Source organism: Janthinobacterium sp. SUN128, from assembly GCF_030587275.1.
GTDB lineage: Bacteria > Pseudomonadota > Gammaproteobacteria > Burkholderiales > Burkholderiaceae_D > Janthinobacterium > Janthinobacterium lividum.
On record NZ_JAPWHY010000001.1, the window covers coordinates 1,927,294 to 1,952,760 of the forward strand.

General features: G+C 60.6%; 19 protein-coding genes. 12 read left to right on the top strand and 7 right to left on the bottom strand.

Going from position 1 to position 25,467, the window contains the following annotated elements; translation table 11 throughout:
- Positions 1 to 43 precede the first annotated feature (43 nt).
- Positions 44 to 2,275 (bottom strand): NADP-dependent isocitrate dehydrogenase, encoded by a 2,232-nt coding sequence (locus O3297_RS08780; protein ID WP_034786464.1) that lies wholly within the window; start codon positions 2,273 to 2,275, stop codon positions 44 to 46.
- 365 nt (positions 2,276 to 2,640) lie between these two features.
- Between O3297_RS08780 and O3297_RS08785 the strand changes: the two genes are divergently transcribed.
- The 11 genes from O3297_RS08785 (at position 2,641) to O3297_RS08835 (ending at position 17,015) form a co-directional block, all read left to right on the top strand.
- Positions 2,641 to 4,794, top strand: a complete 2,154-nt coding sequence (locus O3297_RS08785) for a TonB-dependent siderophore receptor (RefSeq protein WP_305048400.1) — start codon at positions 2,641 to 2,643, stop codon at positions 4,792 to 4,794.
- A 542-nt stretch (positions 4,795 to 5,336) separates the two neighbouring features.
- Positions 5,337 to 6,644, top strand: coding sequence for an FAD-dependent oxidoreductase (locus tag O3297_RS08790; protein ID WP_139144575.1), 1,308 nt, complete (start codon positions 5,337 to 5,339; stop codon positions 6,642 to 6,644).
- The gene (gene vioB, locus O3297_RS08795) at positions 6,641 to 9,661 is read left to right on the top strand and encodes an iminophenyl-pyruvate dimer synthase VioB (RefSeq protein WP_305048401.1); all 3,021 of its coding nucleotides are present in this window, start codon (positions 6,641 to 6,643) and stop codon (positions 9,659 to 9,661) included. The genes O3297_RS08790 and vioB overlap by 4 nt, the downstream gene beginning before the upstream one ends.
- Before the next feature lies 1 nt (position 9,662).
- Complete coding sequence (locus O3297_RS08800; protein ID WP_070256920.1) at positions 9,663 to 10,952, top strand: NAD(P)/FAD-dependent oxidoreductase; 1,290 nt, start codon at positions 9,663 to 9,665, stop codon at positions 10,950 to 10,952.
- A complete protein-coding gene (locus tag O3297_RS08805) occupies positions 10,952 to 12,070 on the top strand; it encodes a tryptophan hydroxylase (protein WP_305048402.1) in 1,119 nt (372 codons plus the stop codon). The genes O3297_RS08800 and O3297_RS08805 overlap by 1 nt, the downstream gene beginning before the upstream one ends.
- 10 nt (positions 12,071 to 12,080) lie before the next feature.
- Positions 12,081 to 12,662, top strand: a complete 582-nt coding sequence (vioE, locus tag O3297_RS08810) for a violacein biosynthesis enzyme VioE (RefSeq protein ID WP_092605137.1) — start codon at positions 12,081 to 12,083, stop codon at positions 12,660 to 12,662.
- A gap of 91 nt (positions 12,663 to 12,753) precedes the next feature.
- Positions 12,754 to 13,917 (top strand): MFS transporter, encoded by a 1,164-nt coding sequence (locus tag O3297_RS08815; protein ID WP_305048403.1) that lies wholly within the window; start codon positions 12,754 to 12,756, stop codon positions 13,915 to 13,917.
- A 20-nt stretch (positions 13,918 to 13,937) separates the two neighbouring features.
- The gene (locus O3297_RS08820; protein ID WP_305048404.1) at positions 13,938 to 14,111 is read left to right on the top strand and encodes a hypothetical protein; all 174 of its coding nucleotides are present in this window, start codon (positions 13,938 to 13,940) and stop codon (positions 14,109 to 14,111) included.
- 41 nt (positions 14,112 to 14,152) lie between these two features.
- On the top strand, positions 14,153 to 15,196 hold the full coding sequence (locus O3297_RS08825) for a helix-turn-helix domain-containing protein (RefSeq protein WP_081345668.1): 1,044 nt from the start codon (positions 14,153 to 14,155) through the stop codon (positions 15,194 to 15,196).
- A gap of 104 nt (positions 15,197 to 15,300) precedes the next feature.
- Entirely contained in the window at positions 15,301 to 16,662 is a 1,362-nt protein-coding gene (locus O3297_RS08830) for a Vps62-related protein (RefSeq protein ID WP_305048405.1), read from the top strand.
- Positions 16,663 to 16,727: 65 nt separating this feature from the next.
- Positions 16,728 to 17,015, top strand: a complete 288-nt coding sequence (locus tag O3297_RS08835) for a hypothetical protein (RefSeq protein ID WP_034784460.1) — start codon at positions 16,728 to 16,730, stop codon at positions 17,013 to 17,015.
- A 54-nt stretch (positions 17,016 to 17,069) separates the two neighbouring features.
- Here the strand turns inward: O3297_RS08835 and yddG are convergent, their stop codons facing one another.
- The gene (gene yddG, locus O3297_RS08840) at positions 17,070 to 17,975 is read right to left on the bottom strand and encodes an aromatic amino acid DMT transporter YddG (RefSeq protein WP_305048406.1); all 906 of its coding nucleotides are present in this window, start codon (positions 17,973 to 17,975) and stop codon (positions 17,070 to 17,072) included.
- Positions 17,976 to 18,111: 136 nt separating this feature from the next.
- Here yddG and O3297_RS08845 point away from each other — a divergent pair, with 136 nt between their 5' ends.
- Positions 18,112 to 19,584: a hypothetical protein gene (locus O3297_RS08845; protein WP_305048407.1), complete on the top strand. Its 1,473-nt coding sequence runs from the start codon at positions 18,112 to 18,114 to the stop codon at positions 19,582 to 19,584.
- A gap of 513 nt (positions 19,585 to 20,097) precedes the next feature.
- Here the strand turns inward: O3297_RS08845 and flhA are convergent.
- From flhA to O3297_RS08870, 5 genes are read right to left on the bottom strand one after another with little or no spacing between them, the layout of a single operon-like run.
- Positions 20,098 to 22,143: a flagellar biosynthesis protein FlhA gene (gene flhA / locus O3297_RS08850; protein ID WP_305048408.1), complete on the bottom strand. Its 2,046-nt coding sequence runs from the start codon at positions 22,141 to 22,143 to the stop codon at positions 20,098 to 20,100.
- Entirely contained in the window at positions 22,143 to 23,228 is a 1,086-nt protein-coding gene (locus O3297_RS08855; protein WP_305048409.1) for a flagellar biosynthesis protein FlhB, read from the bottom strand. The genes flhA and O3297_RS08855 overlap by 1 nt, the downstream gene beginning before the upstream one ends.
- Positions 23,229 to 23,993 (bottom strand): flagellar biosynthetic protein FliR, encoded by a 765-nt coding sequence (locus O3297_RS08860; protein WP_305048410.1) that lies wholly within the window; start codon positions 23,991 to 23,993, stop codon positions 23,229 to 23,231.
- A gap of 18 nt (positions 23,994 to 24,011) precedes the next feature.
- Positions 24,012 to 24,278: a flagellar biosynthesis protein FliQ gene (fliQ, locus tag O3297_RS08865; RefSeq protein ID WP_100877104.1), complete on the bottom strand. Its 267-nt coding sequence runs from the start codon at positions 24,276 to 24,278 to the stop codon at positions 24,012 to 24,014.
- Positions 24,275 to 25,441, bottom strand: coding sequence for a tetratricopeptide repeat protein (locus O3297_RS08870; protein ID WP_305048411.1), 1,167 nt, complete (start codon positions 25,439 to 25,441; stop codon positions 24,275 to 24,277). Before O3297_RS08870 ends, fliQ begins: the two co-directional genes overlap by 4 nt.
- Between the last annotated feature and the right edge of the window lie 26 nt (positions 25,442 to 25,467).

Genomic DNA, 25,467 nt, shown 5'->3' on the forward strand with positions numbered 1-25,467 from the left:
CTTATCAGGCAGCAGTCAAGAACTGACTGCCTTCATGACTGCATCAGATGCTGTCCAGCACGGCATTCAGGCTGGCGCTAGGACGCATGACCGCTTCCGTCTTCGCCGGATCTGGCAGGTAGTAGCCGCCGATATCCGTTTCCTTGCCTTGTACCGCTTTCAGCTCGGCAACGATCTTTTCTTCGTTGTCCGCCAGGGCTTTGGCTACTGGCGCAAAATGCGCTGCCAGTTCCGCATCGTCCTTCTGCGCTGCCAGGGCTTGCGCCCAGTACATGGCCAGGTAGAAATGGCTGCCGCGGTTGTCCAGCTCGCCGGTACGTGGCGATGGCGACTTGTTGTTGTCCAGCAGCTTGCCGGTAGCTTCGTCCAGGGTTTTCGCGAGGATTTTGGCCTTCGCATTGCCCGTCTTGATGCCCATGTCTTCCAGCGACACGGCCAGGGCCAGGAACTCGCCCAGCGAATCCCAGCGCAGATGGTTTTCTTCCACCAGTTGCTTGACGTGTTTCGGTGCCGAACCGCCGGCGCCCGTTTCGTACATGCCGCCACCGGCCATCAGCGGCACGATCGACAGCATCTTGGCGGAGGTGCCCAGTTCCAGGATCGGGAACAGGTCGGTCAGGTAGTCGCGCAGGATGTTGCCGGTCACCGAGATGGTGTCCAGGCCGCGGAAGGCGCGTTCCAGCGTGTAACGCATGGCGCGCGTCTGCGACATGATCTGGATGTCCAGGCCCTTGGTGTCGTGATCCTTCAGGTAAACCTGTACCTTCTTGATGACTTCGTTCTCGTGCGGACGGTAGGAATCGAGCCAGAACACGGCAGGCATGCCCGAGTTGCGCGCGCGCGTGACGGCCAGCTTGACCCAGTCGCGGATCGGCGCGTCCTTGACCTGGCACATGCGCCAGATATCGCCCTCTTCCACCGTTTGTGTCAGCAGCACTTCGCCCGTTTCCAGGTCGGTGATGTTGGCGATGCCGCCTTCCGGCACTTCAAACGTCTTGTCGTGCGAACCGTATTCTTCCGCTTGCTGCGCCATCAGGCCCACGTTCGGCACGGTGCCCATGGTCTTCGGATCGAAGTTGCCATGCCATTTGCAGAAGCCGATCATTTCCTGGTAGATGCGTGCGAAAGTCGATTCCGGCATGACTGCCTTGACGTCTTTCGGACGGCCATCGGCGCCCCACATCTTGCCGCCGATACGGATCATGGCTGGCATCGACGCGTCGACGATGATGTCGTTCGGCGAATGGAAGTTGGTGATGCCCTTGGCCGAATCGACCATGGCCAGTTCCGGACGGTTGGCGTGGCAGGCGTGCAAATCTTTCAGCACTTCATCTTTTTGCGACGCTGGCAGGGTTTCGATCTTGTCGTACAGGTTGCTCATGCCATTATTGACATTCACGCCCAGCTTGTCGAACAGGGCGGCGTGCTTGGCGAACGCGTCCTTGTAGAAGATGCGCACGCAGTGGCCGAAAACGATCGGGTGCGAGACCTTCATCATGGTGGCCTTGACGTGCAGCGAGAACATCACGCCCGTCTTGAAGGCGTCGTCGATTTCTTTCTCGTAGAACTCCAGCAGCGCTTTCTTGCTCATGAACATGCTGTCGATGATTTCGCCTGCTTGCAGGGAAACCTTCGGTTTCAGCACGATGGTCTTGCCCGAGGCCGTGACCAGTTCCATCTTGACGTCGCGGGCCTTTTCCAGGGTCAGCGATTTTTCGCCATGGTAGAAGTCGCCATGGTGCATGTGCGAGACGTGCGTTTGCGACGATTGGCTCCACTCGCCCATCGAGTGCGGGTGCTTGCGCGCATACTCTTTGACGGCCTTCGGTGCGCGGCGGTCGGAATTGCCCTCGCGCAGGACCGGGTTGACCGAGCTGCCGATGCACTTGCCGTAGCGGGCTTTCAGGGCCTTGTCTTCATCCGTCTTCGCATCTTCCGGATAGTCCGGCAGCTTGTAGCCGCGGCCTTGCAATTCGCGCACGCAGGCGATCAGCTGGCCTTGCGAGGCGCTGATGTTCGGCAGTTTGATGATGTTGGTGTCCGGATTCTGGGTCAATTTGCCCAGTTCAGCCAGGGTGTTCGGAACTTTTTGCGCGTCCGTCAGGAATTCTGGAAATTCAGCCAGTACACGTGCCGCCACCGAAATATCGCTGGAAACGACGTCCACGCCAGCCGGCGCGGTGAATTTTTTGATAATTGGCAGCAGGGAATACGTCGCGAGCAGCGGCGCCTCGTCAGTCAGCGTGTAGATGATTTTGGATTTTTGTGTTGCCATGTTCATTCCCTTGTATGCGGTGATGCCTGGTGGTTAACTTTCTTCATTCCAAACACAGGACGGTTAGCCTTGCTTTGGACGGCTAGTGTGCCGGCGGTGACGCCGTGCTTGCCCACCACGTATTTTAGACTGTCCTGCCGCTGTTTGTGTATCCGATGGCGACGAATCTTATATAAGACAGCAAATATCCGGATCTGAAGGCCCAGGATGGCCATTTTCCGTGCGGAAATGCCCTCCAGGCACGCGCGCGGCATGGTCATGAGCGTGGCAGCAATGACTATTCCAATCATTATAAAACGTAATGATTCTCATTTATAATGTCGTGCATGCAATTCCTTCCGACTAACTTCATACACTTGCCCTCGATGCCCATTCCACAGTCCCCACCCACCCATCCCCGCCTCACCACCCGGCTGATCCTCGCCGGCCTGCTCGTTGCCAGCGTGACGCCGCAGGCGATCGCCCAGGCGGCGGCCGATGCATCCACCCCGCTCGCCACCGTGCTGGTGAATGGTCAGGCCGAAGCGGATGCCGGCGGACAGATCGCCAAAAGCGCGCGCGCCGGCCTGCTGGGTGAAAAAGACTTGCTCGATACGCCGTTCAGCGTCAACAGCTACACCAGCCAGCGCATGCTCGACCAGCAGGCGCTGACCCTGGCCGAGGTGCTGGGCGGCGACCCGTCCACCCGCTTCACGGGCCAGATCGGCGGCGTCACGGATTCCTTCTTCATCCGCGGCTTTCCCCTCAACGAGGGTAATCTGAGCGAAGTGGCGTTTGACGGCGTGTATGGCGTGTCGCCCAATTACCACCTGTTTACGGAATACCTGCAGAGCGTGGAAGTGCTCAAGGGACCGGCCGCCCTGCTGTACGGCATGTCGCCAAACGGCGGCGTGGGCGGCGTCGTCAATGCCGTGCCGAAACGCTCGCTGCCGCGCGACCTGACGCGCCTGACCGTCGATTACGGCTCGGGTTCGCAGGCTGGCGCGGCCATCGACGTCAGCCGCCGCTTCGGCGAGGAGCGGCGTTTCGGCATCCGCTTCAATGGCTTGCACCGCCAGGGCCACACGCCGCTCGACCACCAGACGTCGCGCGCGGAAGTGGCCGCTGTCGCCCTCGATTACCAGGGACAACGGCTGCGCGCCTCGCTTGACCTGATCGAGCAATACCAGTGGATCGACGCGCCCACGCGCCCCTTCCTCGTGGCCGCGCGCCTGCCCGTGCCGGAAGCGCCCGATGGCCGCCGCAACATCGCCCAATCCTGGGGCTGGTGGAAGTCCAACGACCTGGCCACCTTGGGCAAGCTCGAATACGACCTGAACGACAAGGTCACCGTCTTTGCCGATGTGGGCGGCACGCGCTCCGACGTATCGCGCTATTCGGACCAGACACCGACCATCACCAGCGCGGCCGGCGACATGACGGTCACGCCCATGAACTGGAAATTCCGCGTGCGGCGCGCCAGCGGCGACACGGGTGTGCGCACGCGCTTTCGCACGGGCGGCATCGAACATGCGCTGGTCGTGATGGGCAATGTCTACCGCGACGAATTTGGCAGCGTGAGCAATTCCGGCAAGCTCATCACTTCGAACATCTACCATCCCGTGGCCGTGCCCGACCCCGGCATTCCCGCGCCGGCCCGCGCGCCGAAGCTGTCCGCCTCCACCCTCTCCAGCCTGGCCGTTGCCGACACCCTGGACATGCTGGAGCAGCGCGTGCAGCTGACGCTGGGCGTGCGCCGCCAGCTGGTCGAATCGAAAAACTACAGCGCCACCACGGGCGCGCAGACCACTCGCTACAAACAGGGGGCATTGACGCCGCTGGCCGGCATCGTCGTCAAGCCATGGCGCCACGTGTCGCTGTACGCGAACTATATCGAGGGCTTGAGCAAGGGTGATATCGCGCCGAACATCGCCAGCAACGCGGGCCAGGTGTTCGCTCCCTACAAGAGCCGGCAGTATGAAGTGGGCACGAAGGCCGATTTCGGCGTGGTGCTGGCGACCCTGGCCGTGTTCCAGGTCAGCAAACCCAGTGGCGCACTGTATGGCAAGGTGTACAGCATGGACAGCGAACAGCGCAACCGGGGCCTGGAACTGAACCTGTCCGGCGCCGCCAGCAAGACCGTGCGCCTGCTCGCCGGCATCACCCTGCTCGACGGGCGCCTGACAAGGAGCAACAACGCCGCCACCATGGGCAAGCGCCCCGTCGGCGTACCCACATCGATGGCCAACCTGGGCGGCGAATGGGATGTGCCGTACTGGCCCGGCTTGACGGCCACGGGCGCCGTCAGCTACACGGGCAAGCAGTATGTGGACCAGGCGAATCTGCAATCGGTGCCTTCATGGACCAAGGTAGACCTGGGCCTGCGCTACCGCACGGCCATCGCCGGCAAGGCGACGACCTTGCGCGGCGGCCTGATGAACGCGTTCGACCGCCATTACTGGGCCGGCGTGGCCTCGTATGGCACCGTTTCGCAATCGGCGCCCTGCACCGTGCAACTGTCGGCTGCCGTGGATTTTTGACGGGCGCCGGCATCCGGCATCGCCCGGCTGGCGCGTGCACTGCGCGCCAGCCGCAAAGTCAGAAACAATAAAAACAGCAAGAAGCAGACCAAGCCACCGCCGAAGGCGCCAGGACCCACTACTGATCCTGGCATCATCGGCAAACGGCGACACTCCCGCAGCGGCTCGATACGCCGCACCGCACCGCATTCCAGTCCTCCCTGCCACCGCCCGGCACACGGCCGCCGCCATCGCGCATGCAGCGCTGCGTGAACACAATCGCAACACCGAACGACAACTACATTGATATTTATCAAATTGAGTGCCCGATGCCTGGGCTACTGTCGGTGCCATCTTTGATTTGAAACAGAAACTCTGCTGCCAAGAATCGACCGTACCAGACACAACGCCAGTTCTCGCCAGGCTTTTCACTCCCCAGCCGATAACGCTCGCCAAGTGCGGTAACACCCTGCGTTCCCCCTCCCTTGCCTACACGTGCTGGGGAAACTTTTGCTAGCGATTTTGCGGCTTTTTGATTAATGAACGTTAAAAAGGAATTTCGTATGAGCACGTATTCTGACATTTGCATCGTTGGCGCCGGCATAGGAGGCTTAACTTGCGCCAACAACCTGATCGACGCCGCCGCCGGCAGGAACCTGCGCATCCGCGTATTCGACCTGAATGCCACCGTAGGCGGCCGCATCCAGTCGCGGAAAATAGATGGCGAGGAAATCGCCGAACTCGGCGCCGCCCGCTACTCGCCGCAGCTGCATCCGCATTTCCAGCAACTCATGCAGGGCAGCGGTTTGCCGCATGCGGTCTACCCGTTCACCGAGGTCATCTCCCACGATAGCGTGCTGGAAGAGCTGAAGGCAACGCTGGATGAGCTGAGCCCGATGCTGAAAAGGCATCCGAACGACTCCTTCCTCGAGTTCGTCAGCCATTACCTGGGCGCCGCCAAGGCCAGCCACATCATCAAGGCGACCGGCTATGACGCCCTGCTGCTGCCGATGGTGTCGGCGGCCATGGCCTACGACATCATCAAGAAGCACCCGGAAACGCAGCACTTTACGGAAAACGCCGCCAACCAGTGGCACTATGCCACCGACGGCTACCACGAATTGCTGTGCCAGTTGCAGCACCAGGCCCAGGTCGCCGGGGTGGAATTCAGGCTCGAACACCGCTTGCTGTCCGTTGAAAAATCGGGCGCCGACCATGTGCTCGCCTTCAGCCACCATGGCGACACGCAGATGCACCGCACGCGCCATCTGGTGATGGCCATCCCGCCGTCCGCCATGCCGCGCCTGAACCTGGATTTCCCGAACGCCTGGAGTCCGTTCCAGTACGACTCGCTGCCCCTGTTCAAGGGATTCTTCACGTTCGACACAGCCTGGTGGGATGCGCTGGGGCTGACCGACAAGGTGCTGATGGCGGCAAATCCACTGCGCAAGATCTACTTCAAGAGCGACAAATACGTGCTGTTCTACACCGACAGCAAAAGCGCCACCTACTGGCGGGACAGCCTGGAGCTTGGTGAAGACGTATACCTGGAGCGGGTCCGCAGCCACCTGGAAGAAGTCCTGCCGCTCGATGGCCAGCCGCTGCCGCAGATCAAGGCGCACTTCCACAAGTTCTGGCCGCATGGCGTCGAATTTTGCGTGGAGCCGGAAGCCGACCACCCGGCTATCCTGCTGCACCGGGACGGCATCATCTCCTGCTCGGATGCCTATACCGCGCATTGCGGCTGGATGGAAGGCAGCCTGATCAGCGCCCAGCACGCCAGCGGCCTGTTGCTGCAACGGCTCGATCAACGGACGGAAGAAGAAGCTGCCAACGATACCTTCATCACTTCCTCGACCGAGCGCGCATGAGCCTACTTGACTTCCCCCGCCTGCATTTTCGGGGTTTTGCCCGCGCCAATGTGCCGACGGGGAATCGTAATACGCACGGCAACATCGATATCGCCACGAATGCGGTATCGATGGCGGGCGAGGCTGTCGACCTGAGCCGGCCGCCAGCCGAATTCCATGCGCACCTGAAACAGCTCGCCCCCCGCTTCAACGCACAGGGCAAGCCCGATCCGGACGGCATCTTCAGCCAGGCGGCAGGCTATAATTTTTGCGGGAACAACCATTTCTCGTGGGAAAACGCGCGGATCACGGGCGTCCAGCTGCGCGATGGCGAGGTCGATACCCAGGACGCGCTGGTGGGTGCCAAGCTGGGCCTGTGGGGCCACTACAACGAGTACCTGCGCACGACGTTCAACCGCGCCAGGTGGATCGACAACAACCCGGCGCAGCCCGACACCACGCTGATCTACGCGGGCCAGTTCACCTTGAGCGACAAGCTGGCCACGCCCAATACGCCCACGCTGTTCACGGCCGACATCGCGCAGGCGCACTCGGTGCGCTGGCTCGGCAGTGGTCATATCACGGAACGCAGCGGACATTTCCTGGACGAGGAATTCGGCCGCGCCAGGCTGTTCCAGTTTTCCGTGGCCAAGCAGGACCCGCATTTCCTGTTCAATGCGGACCTGCCGCTGCCGGCCAGTATGCATGCCTTGCAGCAAGCCCTGGCCGACGACGAGGTGCTGGGCCTGACGGTGCAGTACTGCCTGTTCAATATGTCGACGCCGCAAAAACCCGATTCGCCCGTGTTCTACGACCTGGCCGGCAGCATCGGCCTGTGGCGGCGCGGCGAGCTGGCCACCTATCCGGCCGGCCGCCTGCTGCAGCCGCGCCAGGGCAGCCTGGGGCCGGTAATGGTGAAAGTGCATGCGGACCGGGTCTCGTTCAACATGCCGACCGCCATTCCCTTCACCACGCGCGACATGGGCGCCGTCTCGGAACAGCATCCCACGCATGCCCTGGGCGGCAAGCAGGCGCTGGGCGACCTGCTGCTGCATGACGGCGCCGGCACCGTTCTGGCGCGGATTCCCGAGCAGCTGTACCGCGACTACTGGCGCCATCACGGCGTCTTCGACGTGCCGCTGCAGCACACTGGCGCGGCGCCAGGCTCGCTCAGCCTGGGCAGCGCGCAGGCGCAGTGGGACGAAGCCGACTGGGTGCTGCAATCGGACAGCAACCAGCTGTACCTGGAAGCGCCGAACCGGAACAAGCACGAGCAATTTCCGCAGACCATCACCGTACAAAGCCGCTTCCGCGGCGAGCTGGCGGCGCCCCCGTCCTTGGCGGAGGCGGAAGACGGCGCGCTGCTGGCCGTGGAGCAGCATCCGTCGCCGCTCGGGCACGGCTACACGGCGCTGACGCTGACGGGACGCAAGCCGGGCGCGACCCGCATCGTGCTGGGCACAGGCAAGGCCAAGCAATACCTCGGCGTGCGCGTGCTGCCCGACGACTGGGACCTCGACGACGTACCGGCCGAACAGGTCGACTACGCCTTCCTCTACCGGCATGTGATGAGCTACTACGAGCTCGTGTATCCCTTCATGTCGGACAAGGTCTTCAGCCTGGCGGACCAGTGCAAGTGCGAAACGTATTCGCGCCTGATGTGGCAGATGTGCGATCCGCAGAACCGCGACAAGAGCTACTACATGCCCAGCACCCGCGAACTGTCGCTGCCAAAGTCGCGCCTGTTCCTGAAATACCTGACGCGGGTCGAGGCGGCAGCCGCGGCCAAGGCGGCGGCACCGGAACCGGCCACGCCGCATGCCATCGGCTGCAAGGCGGAGTTGATCGACGAGCTGAAAAAAGCCATCGATCTGGAACTGTCGCTGATGCTGCAATACCTGTATGCCGCGTATTCGATTCCCAATTATGCGCAGGGGGCGGCCCTGGTGCAGTCCGGCCGCTGGCTGCCTGCCGAGCTGGAGCTGGCCTGCGGCGCCGAAGACCGGCGACGCAACAGCGGCACGCGCGGCGCGCTGCTGGAAATCGCCCATGAAGAAATGATTCACTACTTATTGGTGAACAATGTATTGATGGCGCTTGGCGAACCGTTTTACAGCGGTACCCCGCTGCTGGGCCAGCAGGCGCGCCAGCGTTTCGGCCTGGACACGGAATTTGCGTTCGAACCTTTTTCCGAACACGTGCTGGCCCGCTTCGTGCGTTTCGAATGGCCCGACTACATTCCCACGCCGGGCAAATCCATCGCCACCTTCTATATCGCGATCCGCCAGGCCCTGGCCGAGCTGCCCGGCCTGTTCGAAAGCGGCGGCGGCAAGCGCGGCGGCGAGCACCACCTGTTCCTGAAAGAACTGACCAACCGCGCCTATCCCGGCTACCAGCTGGAAGTATCCGACCGCGACAGCGCGCTGTTCGCCATCGATTTCGTCACGGAACAGGGAGAAGGCGTGGCCGTCGATTCGCCGCATTTCGCCTCCTCGCACTTCCAGCGGCTGCGCACCATCGCCGGCAGGTTTTCGGCCTGCGACAAGCCGTTCGAACCGGCGCTGCCGGCGCTGAAGAATCCCGTGCTGGAAGCGCGCGCGGACTGCAGCGTGGTGACCGATCAGAAGGCGCGCGCGCTGATGCAGCTGTATCAGGGCTGCTATGAACTGACCTTCCTGATGATGGCGCACCATTTTGCGCAGCAGCCGCTGGGCAGCCTGCGCCGCTCGCGCCTGATGAACGCGTCCATCGACATCATGACAGGCCTGTTGCGCCCCCTGTCGGCGGCCCTGATGAACATGCCGTCCGGCCTGCCTGGCCGCCATGCGGGACCGCCCGTGCCCGAGCCGGTCAGCAGCCGGGTCAGCGGCGACTACAGCCTGGGCTGCGACATGCTGGCGCAGAAATGCCTGGCGCTGGCGCAGTACGCGCGCGGCCTGGAGAGCGATGCCATCGGCATGGCGCCAATAGAAATGTTGGAGTTTTTTAATCAGCAACTTACCGATTTATCTCGGGGAAAGATGTCAAGAGAGGCTTGAAATGCATAAAATCATTATCGTCGGCGGAGGCCTGGCAGGCAGCCTCAGCGCCATTTATCTGGCGCAACGGGGGCACGATGTCCACGTTGTCGAAAAGCGCGGCGATCCGCTGCTGGAGAATGCCGCCAACGCCGACCCCGTCAACTCGCGCGCCATCGGCGTGAGCATGACGGTACGCGGCATCAAGGCCGTCCTGGCCGCCGGCATCAGCAAGCAGGAGCTCGACCAGTGCGGCGAACCCATCGTCGGCATGGCATTCAGCGTGGGCGGCCGGCACCGGATACGCGAGCTGACCCCGCTCGAAGGCCTGTTCCCCCTGTCGCTGGACCGCACCGCCTTCCAGCGCCTGCTGAACCGGCATGCCGCCCTGCACGAGGTGAAGTATTACTTTGAGCATAAATGCCTGGATGTCGACCTGGAAAGAAAGATCGTGCTGATCCAGGGCCCGGACGGCGCCTTGCAGAAGCTGCATGGCGACCTGGTCATTGGCGCCGACGGCGCCCACTCTGCCGTGCGGCGCGCCATGCAAAGCGGCATGCGGCGTTTCGAGTTCAGGCAGAGTTACTTCCGCCACGGCTACAAGACGCTGGTGTTGCCGAACGCGGCGGATCTGGGTTTCAGGAAGGATTTGCTGTACTTCTTCGGCATGGATTCCAAGGGCCTGTTTGCCGGCCGCGCGGCCACCATCCCGGACGGCAGCATCAGCTTTGCCCTGTGCCTGCCCTACACCGGCACGCCCAGCCTGGGCACGCTCAACCGCGAAGCCATGGCCGATTTCTTCAGCCGCTACTTCGGCACCCTGCCGCCGGACCGTCGCAAGGAGATGCTGGACCAGTTCATGGCGCTGCCCAGCAACGACCTCATCAATGTCCGTTCCAGCACCTTCCACTACAAGGCCAATATCCTGCTGATCGGCGATGCGGCGCATGCCACCGCCCCGTTCCTCGGACAAGGCATGAACATGGCGCTGGAAGACGTCCACGTCTTCGTTTCCCTGCTGGAAAAGCACGGCAATGCCCTGGGCCCTGCCCTGTCCGAATTCACGCAGCAGCGCAAGGTGCAGGCGGACGCCATGCAGGACATGGCGATCGCCAACTATGAGGCGCTGAGCAATCCGAATCTGATTTTCTTCCTGCAGACGCGCTACACGCGCTACATGCACAAGAAATTCCCCCGTGTTTATCCGCCAGACATGGCGGAGAAACTGTACTTCACATCGGTTCCTTACGATGAATTGCAGCAAATCCAGAAGAAACAAAACGTTTGGTACAAACTTGGAAGGGTAAATTAATGAAAATTCTCGTCATCGGCGCAGGCCCCGCAGGACTGCTCTTTGCCAGTCAAATGAAACAGGCCCAGCCCGGCTGGGATATCAGTATTACGGAAAAAAACACCCCGGAAGAAGTGCTGGGCTGGGGCGTGGTGCTGCCGGGGCGGCCGCCGCGCCACCCCGCCAATCCCCTCTCCTACCTGGAGCAGCCGGAACGGCTCAATCCGCAGTTCCTGGAAGAATTCAAACTCGTGCATCACGACCAGCCCAACCTGATGAGCACCGGCGTTACCCTGTGCGGCGTCGGACGCCAGGCCCTGGTGCAGGCACTGCGCGCCAAGTGCGTGGCGGCCGGCATCGCCATCCGTTACGAAACGCCGCCGGCGGACAAGGCGCAGCTGGAAGCCGAGTACGACCTGGTGGTGGTATCGAATGGCGTCAATTACAAATCGCTGGAATTGCCGCCAGCACTGGCGCCGCACATCGATTTCGGCCGCAACAAATACATCTGGTACGGCACCACCCAGCTGTTCGACCAGATGAACCTGGTGTTCCGCAGCAATGAGCACGGCATTTTCATCAGCCATGCCTACAAATACTCGGACACGATGAGCACCTTTATCGTCGAATGCAGCGAAGAGACCTACGCCAAGGCCGGGCTGGAGGCGCTGTCCGAGCGCGATGCCGCCGCGTACATCGCCAAAACGTTCAAGGCCGAACTCGGCGAGCATGGACTGCAGAGCCAACCGGGCCAGGGCTGGCGCAACTTCATGACCCTCAGCCACGACCAGGCCTGCGACGGCAAGTTCGTCCTGCTCGGCGATGCGCTGCAATCGGGGCATTTTTCCATCGGCCATGGCACCACCATGGCGGTGGTGGTCGCCCTGCTGCTGGTCAAAATCCTCAATACCGAAGACGGCAAGGCCGCCGCACTGGACAGCTTCAATGCCCGTGCCGTGCCCCTGGTGCAATTGTTCAAGGAACACGCCAACAGCAGCCGCCTGTGGTTTGAAAGCGTCGGCGAACGTATCGAACTGAGCAATGAAGAGCTGACCGCCAGCTTCGACGCCCGCCGCAAGGACTTGCCGTCGCTACAAGAAGCGCTGATGGCCAGCCTTGGCTACGCGCTGGGCCGCTAAGGGAGATACCATGCCGACACACGTCTCCCCGCCGCTGCTGCCGATGCAATGGAGCAGCGCCTATGTCTCCTACTGGACGCCGATGCAGGCGGATGACCAGGTCACGTCCGGCTACTGCTGGTTCGACTATGCGCGCAATATCTGCCGCATCGACGGCCTGTTCAACCCCTGGTCGGAAAAGGAACATGGACACCTGCTGTGGATGTCGGAAATCGGCGACGCCAGGCGCGAACAAAGCCGCAAGCAGAAAGTGGCCTACGCAAGGCAAGCGGAGGCGGCTGGCGAGCAGCTGCAGGGCACGGCGCTGGCCGATGAGGTGACCCCGTTCCATGAGCTGTTCCTGCCGCAGGCGGTGCTGCTGGACGGCGGTGCCCGTCACGATGGCCGCCACACCGTGCTGGGCCGGGAGGCGGACGCCTGGGTAGTCGAGCGGGCGGGCAAGCCGCCGTCGCTCTTTTACCTGGAGGCCGGTGGCAACCGCCTGCTGCGCATGGTCACCGGCAATGACCCGCAGCACCAGTCGGTACGCGACTTTCCCAACCTGTTTGTCGGCGACATTCCGGACAGCGTCTTTACGTCTTGCAACACCTGACCGGGCCGTGGCGCGCGCAAGGGCCGCATGCGGCCGGAGCGCGCGCCACGCCTGGCAAGTGTTTTTGTTATTACTCTCGAAGGATATTGATATGCCGCTGGTTGTTTACATTTTGGGGTTGACGATCTTTTCGTTAACGACATCCGAATTCATGGTGGCGGGCATGATGCCGTCGCTGGCCCTGGCCATGGACGAACCGGTGACACGGATCGGCTATCTGATCTCGCTCTACGCCATGGGCATGGTCATCGGCGGACCGCTGAGCACCATTGTCCTGCTCAAGCTGCGCGTACCGAACAAGAAGGGACTGCTGTGGCTGCTGGGCTTTTATGTCCTTGCCCAATCCGTTGCCGCATCCGCCACCAGCTATGACATCCTGGCCATCGCGCGGGTGGTCACGGGCGTGGCCGCCGCCACCTGCTTTGGCCTGTCCCTGGCGATCTGTGCCGAAATCGTCGCTCCCAACGCGCGCGGACGCGCCGCCGCCGTCGTGATCGGCGGCCTCATGCTCGCTTCGGTGGTGGGCGTGCCGGTCGCTACGCTCATCGACCAGCACCTGGGGTGGCGCGCCAGCTTCTGGCTGGTGGTGCTGCTGGCGCTATTGTGCCTGGCGCTCATCACCGTGCTGGTGCCGCGCGCCAAGCCATCCGAAGTTGTCAGCCTCGGCAATGAACTGGGGGAGTTCCGCAACCGCCACCTGTGGGCAGCGTACGCCAGCAGCGGCCTCATCATCGGCGCGATTTTCGCGGCGTTCAGCTATTTCGCGACCATCCTGACGGAAATTACCGGTTTTCCAGCATCTTCAATCCCCTGGCTGCTGGGCATCTACGGCGTCGCCAACGTAGTGGGCAATGGCGTGGTCGGCCGTTATGCGGACCGCTACACCACCGTCATCATGGTGTGGGGCATGGTCATCCTGAGCATCAGCCTGGCGCTGTTCGCCGTCTTTGCGCACGACAAAACCATCAGTGTCGCCTTGCTGGTGGTCACGGGCCTGGTCGGCATGTCGATGAATCCCGCCATCATCGCCCGCGTGATGAAAACGGCCCATCCGGGGCCGCTGGTCAACACGGTGCACACGTCCGTCATCAACATCGGCCTGGGCGCCGGTTCCTGGCTCGGCGGCCTCGGCATCGCCGCCGGCTACGGCTTGCGCTCCCCGCTGTGGGTCGGTGTCGCGCTGGCCGTGCTTGGCCTCATCAGCTTGCTGCCTTACCTCGGGCACAGGTCGCGCGATTCGGTGTTGTCGCATTAGCGGCTGACGGGCGGCTGGCATTGCCAACCGCCCGTCAGCCCAGCCCCGATGCGGAACGCCTTGTTTGCATCGCGGGATGCTGCTGCGTCATCGTTTCGTTCCTGAGCGGACGGCAACCTGTCTTGACGGCCACGCCCAATCCCGGCAAGATCATGCCGCTGGCGGACAAGCTGCCGGCAACAGCTACCCTCTAGGACTGGAGCGACCACCATTGGGCCAGGAATATTCCACGGCGATGCGCGACCTGCTTGCCGCGCGTGACATCAGGCATGCCCGCACGCCCCCCGTCAGCGGGCTGACGCGGCAGCATTTCAGCGTCGCCAGCGAGCACAAGGAACTGCAGCTGCTGGCCTGGCGCGATTATCTGGGCCGGTTTCTTGACTTGCAGGTACGGCGCCAGCAGTTGGACAATGGATTTCACGCAGAACTCGACACTTACCTGCTGCCGGACATGGCGTATCTGGATAGCCGCACGGATGCGGTGACCCAGCTACGCAGCAATCAGCGCATCTCCACCGACAGCATGCGCGATTTCGTCTTTCACATCGCCGTGCAGGGCATTATCGAGACCAGCACGGCACGCCCCAGCGCTAAAGCGCAGCAATACACGCCAGGCATACTGGCCCTGGACATGAACCAGCCCATGAGCATGGCGCGGCCGACGCGGGCGCATGTACTGGCCTTCTTCCTGCCCCGTGCCGCGGTCAGCGCGCACCTGCCCGATGCCGAAGCCATCCACGGCCGCATCGTCGGCTATACCACGCCGCTCACGCGCATGCTGCCGGGTTACCTGAAGATCCTGTGCCAGCGCCTGCCAGCGCTGCCGGCAGACGAGCAAGAGCAGACGATACGCACCTGCGCCCGCCTGATCATTGCCGCATTTGCCAAGCAGCAGCGCCTGGAAGAGCATGGGCGCGCTGCCGCCCGCGCCGCGCTGCAGGGACAGATCGAACACTATATCCAGGCGAACCTGCACGAGGAACACCTGACGCCGGACGGCGTGATGCGGGCATTCCCCGTCGCCCGCTCGACCATCTACCGCCTGTTTGAATCCCAGGGAGGCCTGGCCGCCTACATCCGCCATTGCCGCCTGCGCGACGCGGCACATGAACTGACCAGCATGCGCCATCTTGCCGTGACGCAGATCGGACTGGGACTGGGATTCAACAGCGCCTCCGATTTCTCACGCGCATTCAGCCGCGCGTATGGCATGTCGCCGCGCGACTACCGTGAACAGTTCGGAATGATATTTCCTCAAAATAATATTTTAAAAAAGTGAAACAGGGTGTCAAGTCGGCGTGAACCAGGGAGGGAGAATCAAGCTCCCTACACGCCCGCGACAGTTGCGGGGCCGGTTCCTACTCTCGACGGAGTTCAGCGCCCATGCTTAACGACAACAACGATGCCAGCGACGCCACCCTCGCTCTGGCGCCATACAATGAAAAGGCGAACGCCGCCATCGTCAAGGCGGTACGCGCCACTGACTGGACAAGGACGGCGGTGCGCTACGGTGAAATTTGCTTGACTTTAGGCAAGCCGGAGGAGTTTACCGAAGTCTGGAGCCAACTGGACCTGAGCAAGTTCCCCCCCGACCTGAATAACATGCCGTGGATCGGCCTTTACCAGTTCACGGGCAGCGGGCAGCGAGATGCGAATTGCCTGCCTGTCGGCGATATCGCCGTGTCCACCAGACTGGCTCCGCCGTATCAGCCGCCCCGGGCGTCTCCCATGTTTTACCTGTCACCGTGCCCGGAAGCAACGCCTTCCGCCCTCGGTCCCGCATTGGCGCATCCGACGGGGTTCCGTTTTCTGGTCAATGACAGAGGCTCCAAAAACCCCAGGGACATCTGCTACTGGCAACCCATTGCGCCGGATGGCTATTACGCGCTTGGCATCTGCTTTAACCCCAGGGAGCCGGACATAAGCAAGTATTGGTGCGTAAGAAAAGACCTGTGTATGTCCGTCGACAAGATCCGGGTGTGGCAGGAACACGGATGGCAAGGCAGCGGCAGCGTGGAAGCGCCGAAGGCACGGCCGGACAAATGGAAGGATGTTCAGGATGGATACGTCCTGTTGTCGCCGCTGGCGTATACCTATGGCGGCTTGCCGGCATTTTACCTGCGCCTGCCCATGGCCTGCCTCGACGTGGAACCATTTGATTTTCCCGCCCCGCAAAAGCCGGAGCTGGACCCCGCAATTGTGGTCAACCACAAGCTGAAGGCCGGCTTGAGCCCTGTCGTGATCGTCCCGTTTACCGCCATCCCCGGTGACGCCAGCAACGTACCCGACCAGCCTTACACGTCGCCCTTCTACTTCATCGCCGCCCAGCCTTACTATTTTTGCTACAACGTTTTATCGCCGACCGGGGGCGGCACCACGACGACAACCTACCGCGTGGGCGTGACGAAAGAAGAATCCACGACCTTCGAGCGGTCGACGTCGATCACCACGAATGTCGAGGTCGGTGCCGTGTTCGAAGGTCCCAGCGCCTCGGCATCCCTCTCCATGACCAACACGTTTTCATTGACGCAGCTGAGCGGCCGCACGGAAGAGACCAGCGTCGAATACTCGGAACAGCTGATCTTCAAGGAAACAGCGCGTGTATGGCAATGGCAATTGCTGACCGACCTGGTGGTGACGCGCTCGGATGGGACACAGATCAGGCCGATCGCCTACCGGAATCAGGACCGGACCAACATTCCCCCACCGGACAAGGCAAGCCCGCCGGAAACCATGAAAAATTGAATCGCCTTTCTTTCCCAGCAGTACAACAGTGTGTTTGACATTTCTCATTCAACCAGGAGGTTCATATGAAACTGCAACGTCTGTTTTGCCTTGTCGCCTTGATTTCGGCCGTATCGATGGCGGGTGCCGCCAAGCAGGACAAGGAAACACCCAAGGAAAATGCGGCGGCCGGCCCGGCCACCGCCAAGGCAGAGAAGGATGCCGCCGCGGACCAGGTAGGCCACGCCCCTTGCTGGTCCGCGCGGCAATGCAGCGGCAAATCCAGGCCCAATTTCACGATTGAAGCGTGCAGGCGGGGCAGCTTCGGCAAGTCGTGGGGACTCGCTCCCGGTCCGGGCTGCAGGACTTTCTGACGACGACGCCTGAGCCTGCCTGGCGGGCAACCTGGCCGCGTGTATTACGCCGTTCTAGTTGCTGACTGGACTGATGCGCCCCGCCCGCGTCGCCAGCCAGCACAGGATGGCGCCGCCGCATACCATCGCCGAGCCTTGCCAGAAGGCCAGTGACAGCGGCGTGCGCAGCAGCAGCGACGACAGCGCGGCGGACAGCACGGGGATGAAATACGAGGCGCCGGCCAGGATCGTGACGTTGCCGTGCAAAATGCCCACGTTCCAGGCGCCGTAGCCAAAACCCATGGCGCCGGCGGCCAGCAGCAGGTAGATGAGGGCCTCGGAAGTAAACGCCATGGGGCCGCCACCTTGCAGCAGGTATTTGATCCACAAGCTGATGGAAACGAGGATAAAGAACAGCGTCACGCCATTCTTGCCCTGCGCGATGCGCGCCGTCACGGTGCAATATGCGGCCCAGATCAGCGCGCCGGCAAAGGCCAGGCCATAGCTGAGCGGGTTGCCGCGCACGTTGGCCACGGTGCCGGCCAGGTCGAAGCCCTGTTCGCCGCCCAGTACCCAGCAGATGCCGGCGACGGACAGCAGGAAACCCGGCACGATGAGGAAATTGCTCTTCTGTCCATTGAACACGATGGCCGCGACGATGGTGAAGGTTGGCCACAAATAGTTCACCATGCCAACCTCGATGGCCTGGCGCGCCGTGCCCGCATAACCTATCGACAGCGCCAGGCACAGTTCATAGGTGACGAACAGCAGGCTGCCCCAGACCAGATAGCGGCGTGGAAATTCGCCCGGCCGCGTGTAGCCCACGGACAGCAGTAGGAACACCGACGCCACGCTGTACATCATCGCCGCCCCGCCCGTGGGTCCCAGCAGGTCGGTGACGCTGCGGATCAGCCCGATAATCGAGCTCCACAGCAGAATGGCGCCCAGCCCGGTCAGGGTGGCCTTGTTGGTATTTTTCATGTTCATGTCATTCAGGTGATGCAATCAAACGCCCGGTGTCGTTCGCGAGGGCAATCCGCAGTGACAATTGTTGAGATTCCATCAATTATTTGCGGATACTATGTCTTTCAATAACTAAACTTAAACAGGTGCATTCATGTCCGTTCCCAAGTTAGTGTCCGCCAGCCTCGCCGTGTTGTTCTGCGCCACCGCAGCCGCCGGCACGCCAGCCTACCAGCCCTTCCCCAAGGGCTATGGCTATCTGGAACCGGCGGAAACCCGCACGCTGCAGACGGCCGTAAAGACTGGCGACAACGCCGTCGTGCGCGCGCACGGCTGGCGTTTGTGGGCGGGCATCATGCAACCGGCCGCTGGCCTGGACTGGCCAGTCTGGTACACCTGGCCCAACGGCACTGACGCGTTTGCCGACACCGCGGCATTGACCGCCACTGCGGCAACCGACACGGCGGGCGCGAAGCCATCCAAGCGCCACATGGGCCGCCTGGGCGCAAGCACCTTGACTCCCGTCAACCTGAAAAACACGCCAAGCTACCCGATTCCGGAACAGGTCATCAAGGCCTATCCGCGCGCCATCACGTACGCAAAGGATGGCAAAGTCAGCGGCATCCTCGATGGCATCCACTTCGCGTTCAACGGCGATATCATGATCGCGACGGAATCGCTGAGCAAAGAGGCGCTCGATTTCATCCGCGATCCCAAACAGCCCGTCTACAAGAAAAGCACCCTGGACGCACTGTACAGCAAGGACGACCCTGCCAAGCGCGTGCATAACCTGAATGCGCCAGCCAGCTATGTCGTGACCAAACACATGTATTGGCCAGTGAAAGCCAAGGGCCTGACCGCCTTGCCCGTGTGGCACGACGACTTCAGCGCCAAATATACCGGTTATGCGGGCTACGAACAGTGGCATACCGCCGTTGCCATCGACCCGGACGGCAAGCAGGTCGGCCAGATGGCGAAGGTCAGCTACCTGCATGGCGTGTACAAGCACGGCGGCACCACGCCATGGCCAAGCATCACCAAACTGGCCAAGGTATACGGCTTGCAGGACTTCTACCACCACAAGGTAAGCGACGCGGACTGGGCCAGTTTCGACGATGCCGACAAGGCCATCATCAACGCCGCCAGCTACTGGCTGAACGGCCAGTCATTCGGCGCAGGCGACTACCTGGTCACCGTCGCCATGCACATCAATACCAAGGAAATTCCCAGCTGGGGCCTGCAAAGCGTGTGGTGGTCGGACCGCCCCGACAGCATGCCGTACGCCGCCAACCGCCCGGCCGACATCCAGGCTACGGGGCCATGGAAACACTATCTGCTGACGGAAGCCTACGGCATCCCGGAAAAAGGCAATCCGGCACTGCTTCCCGTCGCCACCAACCCGTACATCGAACTGGTGACGCACCCCGTCGGCACCAGCTGCTACACCTGCCACGCCAACGCGGGCTGGCCCAGCAGCTTTAAAGCCATGACACCGGGCGTGGCCAGCTATCAAAATCCACAATGCCCGAACCTGCGCGCCTCGCTCAACCCCAGGAGCTCCTGCCTGGCACCGTTCACCCTCACGGATTTCCAATGGATCATCCCGGATCGGGCGGTGGGGAACTAGCATACGCAAGAAATTGCCGCAGTGTGAATTGATGCCGGGAGACGCATCCTGACGATGCAGGCCGCCCCCTGAACAGTCCTCTTTTCCCATACGCAAAACAAAAAAGGACTTGCAATTTCTCGCAAGTCCTTGATTCTGTATGTATTCTTGGTGGAAAGTGCAAGTTCCGAATTAGAAACAAAGTAAGCATAGATCACAACAGCCTACGACAGAGCGGGATAAAAATGGGTAACTTCCGGTATCTTTTGCGCTAGAGCGATCTGACGCCATCTTTCATTGCTCCAAGTTTGCTCCAGGTTTTAACGAAAGTATCACAAGCATAATTAAAAAATTAAAGGTCGACAAGACAAACAAAAGAAGAAAAACGTAGCAGTTCTTGCCTGTACCTTCTCAGCATAGACAACACACTCTCATAACGTTAACCAGCGAAATCCAACAATTCTCGTGCACAAAGGAAATTACAAGCTGTGGTTAAGCTACTTTCAAGTTCCTGCTCAGGAATGCTGCCGACCGCTACAAACTCACAGTACCATATGCCTTTAAATTGACCGTATTCGGGATTTCGGCCATCGACAGGACACGCATATGCGGAATCACCCGCTCAGACAAAGCACGGACATGGCGCCGCAAATCGGGGGAGCACAACAACACCGGCAGCATATTCGCCTTCATCATGCGTTCGGACTGGGCTGCCAGACGCGTCAGTAGCTGTTCCGCATACTTGGGCTCCACCACCAGCGTGCTACCCAATTCGGCGCCGCGCACGCTTTGCATCAGATTCTGTTCGATGGCAGGATCCAAGGTCAGTACATTGAGTGCGGCGGTGTCACCAAGCAGCGATTGACAGATGGCCGATCCGAGCTTCTGACGCACCAGCTCTGTTAGATAGCTCAGGTCTTTGCTGTTTTTGCCCATGTCGATCAAGGTTTCCAGGATGCCTTCCAGATTACGGATCGAGACTTTCTCCCTGAGCAGGTTTTGCAAAACCTTTTGGACATCACCAACCGACATGACGGTCGGAATCAACTCTTCGACCATGCCCGGCTGCTGTTGCCGCACCCGTTGCAACAGCCGTTCGGTTTCCGCACGGGTCAACAACATCGCCGACTGCTGCTTCAGCACCTCGCTCAAATGCGTGATGAACACGGTGCTGGCGTCGACCAGCGTGTAGCGGGAAGCTCGCGCAAATTCCTTCTCACTATCCTCGATCCATACCGCAGGCAGGCCATATGTTGGCTCGCGAGTTTCGATACCCTTCAGCGGCCGCGCTTCTCCCCCCGAATGAATAGCCAAGGTGCGCTCGCTCATGATCTCGCCACGTCCAGCAGGCACACCAAATACCTGCAGTTCATACGCATTGGCCGATAAATGCGCAGCGGCGCGAAATCGCACGCGCGGCAACACCATGCCCGACTCCAGCGCATATTGCTTGCGTATTGCCGCGATACGCTCCATGAAAACTGTTTTCTCGCCATCGACCAGCGGCGACAGACTCGCACCGACCAACACTTCGATCGGCTCCACTTTCAACATCTCGTAGGCATCCTGGTCGTCCGCTTCTTTCTGCTCAGACTTATCCAGATCCACCTTGCCTGCTTCGCCTTGACCTCGCTTGTGCACCAGGACGGCGGCCAGCAGCAATACGGCAATAATCGACAGCACCGGCAGTACTGGAATGCCGGGTAAAAAAATCAAAATGCACAGGGCAGCGGCAACCACCAGCAGCGTTTTCGGAAAGGAGGTCAGCTGCCGCAGTACTTCCGCACTGAGATTTCCATCCGAAGCGGAGCGGGTCACAATAATGCCAGTGCCAACTGCGATCACCAGCGCTGGCACCTGGGTCACGATACCGTCGCCGACTGTCAACAAGGTAAATGTTTGCAATGCCTGGTCCCAGCGCATGCCCATCTGCATGACACCAATTACCAGGCCTCCAATGATGTTAATCAAGAGAATCACGATACCCGCGATCGCGTCTCCTTTGACGAATTTACTGGCTCCATCCATTGCGCCATAAAAGCCGGTTTCCTTTTCCAGCGTCTTGCGCCGCCGCTTGGCCTCCTCCTGATCGATGAAACCCATGTTCAAATCCGCATCGATACTCATTTGCTGGCCAGGCATGCTGTCTAGAGTAAAGCGCGCCGCCACTTCCGACACGCGCTGCGCGCCATTCGTCACGACGACATACTGCACCACCACCAGGATCAGGAAGACGATCAGTCCAATCACATAATTGCCGCCCACGACATAGGCGCCGATTGAAGCAATCACGCGGCCCGCATCAGCGTCGGACAGGATCAGGCGCGTCGCGGCCACATTGAGCGACAGGCGGAACAGCGTGGCGATCAGCAGCAGCGAGGGAAAGGTGGAAAACTCTACAGGCCGGCTGATATAGAACGTCAGCAACAGGATCAGCAGAGCAAAACTGACGTTGGTCAGGATCAGGAAATCGAGCACAGCCGACGGTATTGGCACAAATAGTACCGTCAATATGCCCACCACCAGTAACACCATTACTAAGTCCGCATTGCTGCTAAAAATACGACGTAAAGCCGACATCAAACTACCTTTCCAGAAGCACGCCTTGCATCGCGCATTGTATAAACCCAAATCATGATCTTGGCGATTTGCGGATACAGTTTCTCGGGCACGAATCCTTCCTCGCCCACCTCCCGAAACAATATCCGCGCCAACATTTTGTTTTGTACTATAGGAATATCATGGCGTCCCGCCAATTCCCGCATACGCCGCGCCATCTCGCCCGCCCCCTTGGCAACCACCTGTGGCGCGCTGGAGGTCCCATGCTGATAGCGCAAAGCCACTGCCAGCCGAGTCGGATTGGTGATCAAGACATCGGCCGACGGAACGTTGGCCAGTCCCTTGCTGCGTTTCAATACTTCCTTGCGCAACTCACGGATGCGCGCACGAATGCGCGGATCCCCCTCGCGATTCTTCGACTCATCTTTGACATCGCGTTTGCTCATGCGCATGCGTTTGGCGAATTCCCAGCGGGTGAATCCAAAATCGACCAAACCAATAAACAACAGCGTCAGTACCAGCTTGACCAGCAAGGTGCCAATCAAGGCGATCAGCATGCGCGAGTAAGCCTTGGCATCCAGCGATGGCAACCCTATCAGGCCCGGGATGGTGTCCCGTACCAGGAAGTACGCTACCGTTCCAAGAATGACCAACTTGATCAGACTCTTGGCCGTCTCAAACAGGGTACGCATGGAAAATATGCGCTTCAGACCAGTGGCCGGGTTGAGCCGGTTTAAATCCGGAATCAGAGGATGAAAAGTGAATATCGGACCAGTCTGAAACAGGTTAATCAAAACCGCCACGACGGCCAAGGTCAGGAACAACGTTCCCATGATGCTCAGCATATCTGTCAGCAACTGGCCGATCCAGGCAGCCATGCCATCAACGCTCCAGTCCACGCGATTGCCATGGGCCAGAATTTTTTGCTGCAGCAAACCAATACGTTGCCACGCATCCCAGCCGCTGCCATAGATCGTCACCACCACCGCAGCCAGCATAGCCAGAGCATTCATGTCACTACTGCGCGGAACAGAACCCTTTTTACGCGCCTCATCGAGCTTGTGTGGGGTAGCCTGTTCCGATAAATCCGCATCTTGACTGGACATTTAGATCAGTACCTGTTCCCAATAAGTAAAAATCGAACTATAGATGCGCCCCATGGCCGGACCCATCGAACCAACGGTCAGGGCCAGCACCGCCACACCGGTAAAAATCTTCACAGGGACCCCGACCACGAATACATTCATTTGCGGCAACACACGTGAGACCACTGCCAGCGCCGTCTCTGCCAGCAGCAAGCAAAAAATGACGGGAATGATCAACGCCACGCCTAGAGAAAACATCACACCAAACTGGCGTATCACGGCGTCGAGCGCAAAACCGGCAAAGCCGCCTCCTGGCGCAGTAACCTGTAAAGAAAAAGCCAGTCCGCGCAGCAGTGCATGATGGCCATCCATGCCGAAAAACACAGCCACAGCAAGCAGGTTGAGCATGCTAGCAAACAAGGGGGCGCTGGTACGTGCCACGGGGTCATACACATTGCCGATACCGAAGCCGCTCTGAATATCCAATATCTTGCCTGCCAGAGAAAATGCGCCGAAGGCAGCGAAGACGCCAAATGCCAATGTGGTGCCATTGGCTACCTCGGCCATGGCAGCCAGCACCACCGGTCCCATCGCCAGTGGCGCATTGGACGGTTGGACATGTAGGCCAGCCACCAGCATCACGCTCAGCGCCAGCGTAAATAGCACGCGCACCGTCACCATGCCGGTCAGACTGGAGAAAATAGGCGTCATCACCAGCACGACACCGATGCGCAGCGCAGTGTAGAAGACGGCCATGAACCATGCCGGATCGATATCGACAACCATAAGGCAATTCCGGATGGGTTAAAAATAAGTAGGGATATTGCTGATCAATGTGACTGAAAAGGCAATCAGCCGCTTCAGCATCCACGGTCCGCACACCACCAGAACGACCACCGCGGCGATAATTTTGGGAATGAAAGTGAGCGATGCTTCCTGCACCTGGGTCACCACTTGCACCACGCTGACCAGCAAACCGACCGCCAGCGTTACCGCCAGCAACGGGGCGGAAATCAGCACGGCATTCCACAAGACGTCGGCCAGCAGTTGCAGCGCCAGGTCAGGCCTCAACCGCCGCTCCTTGCGCTTTGTTGCATCACACCCTGCACCACTTTGCCCAGGTCATCATCAAATACGCCTTTCTGGGAAGAAAGCAATTTGAAAGCCAACTGGCGAAATGCGAGAGGATCGACCGTATCACCGGCCAGTATCATCTGGGCATAGCGGGCAGACAAACCGCGGGGATCCAGTCCCAGGGCCCGTTCGATGCTCTTCGCAGCCGGCTCACGCTCACCCAGTTGGGCCTGCACTACAGCCAGCGCTCCATGGCTCTCGCCAAAATTGCGGTCCATGGCCAATGCCTGCTCGAACACCTGCCGTGCACCGGCCAGGTCATGCTCGAACAGCCGGCACCAGCCGAGCAAATGCCAGCTGCCGATATGTGACGGTAGAAATTTGACGGCTTGCTCCAACTGCGTGCGCGCCGTGCTCAGATCGTTAACGAGCAGACTGCTCATGCCAAGCCCGGCCCAGCTGCGCCCCTCTTGTGGATAACGTGCAATGACTTGTCCAAAACGCTCTACCGCGGCAACTGCATCGAAGCGTGCCAGCGCCATCGAGCCGCTGACCATCAGTGCCTCGAGCGGCGGCACTGGATCGGCCAGGGCGGCCTGGCTCAGGCGCTCAGCCTGGGCCGCATCGCCAGCATCCATGTAGACCAGGCTGGCCACCGACAGGAAGCGGTGGTCGGTGCCGCAATGCGATTCATGGATCGCGGCCAACGCGACCGCCTCATCCATCCTGCCGGCGTGATGCAGCACGCGCAATAACAAGGTTACGGCTTCTGGCCAGATGTCGGCGGCCGAGCCGAATGGCGCAAGCGCCTGCGCCGCGTCGGCATAGCGCGCCAGCCAAAAATAGCAATATGCCAGGTTATAGGCCAGATGCATGTCGGCATGAACCGCGAGCAAGGGAGCAAACACGGCAGCAGCGTCATCCCAGCGCTGCTGCGCCATCAGCACATTACCGCGCAGCGACTGGAAAACAGCATCCTCGGGAAACCGCGCCAGCGCCGCTTCGGCATGGCCAGCGGCTGCCTCCAGACGGCCCAGTTCCAGGCATTGATCGATTGCCGTCGCCAACAAGTTGCGGTTACCGGGATCCGATTTCAAATACTGTTCGGTGCGTTCAAGCCGGCTGGCCGCCTCTGTCACATTGCTTGGTTCTGGCTGCATAGGTGTCAAATCTCATTCAAAAAAAC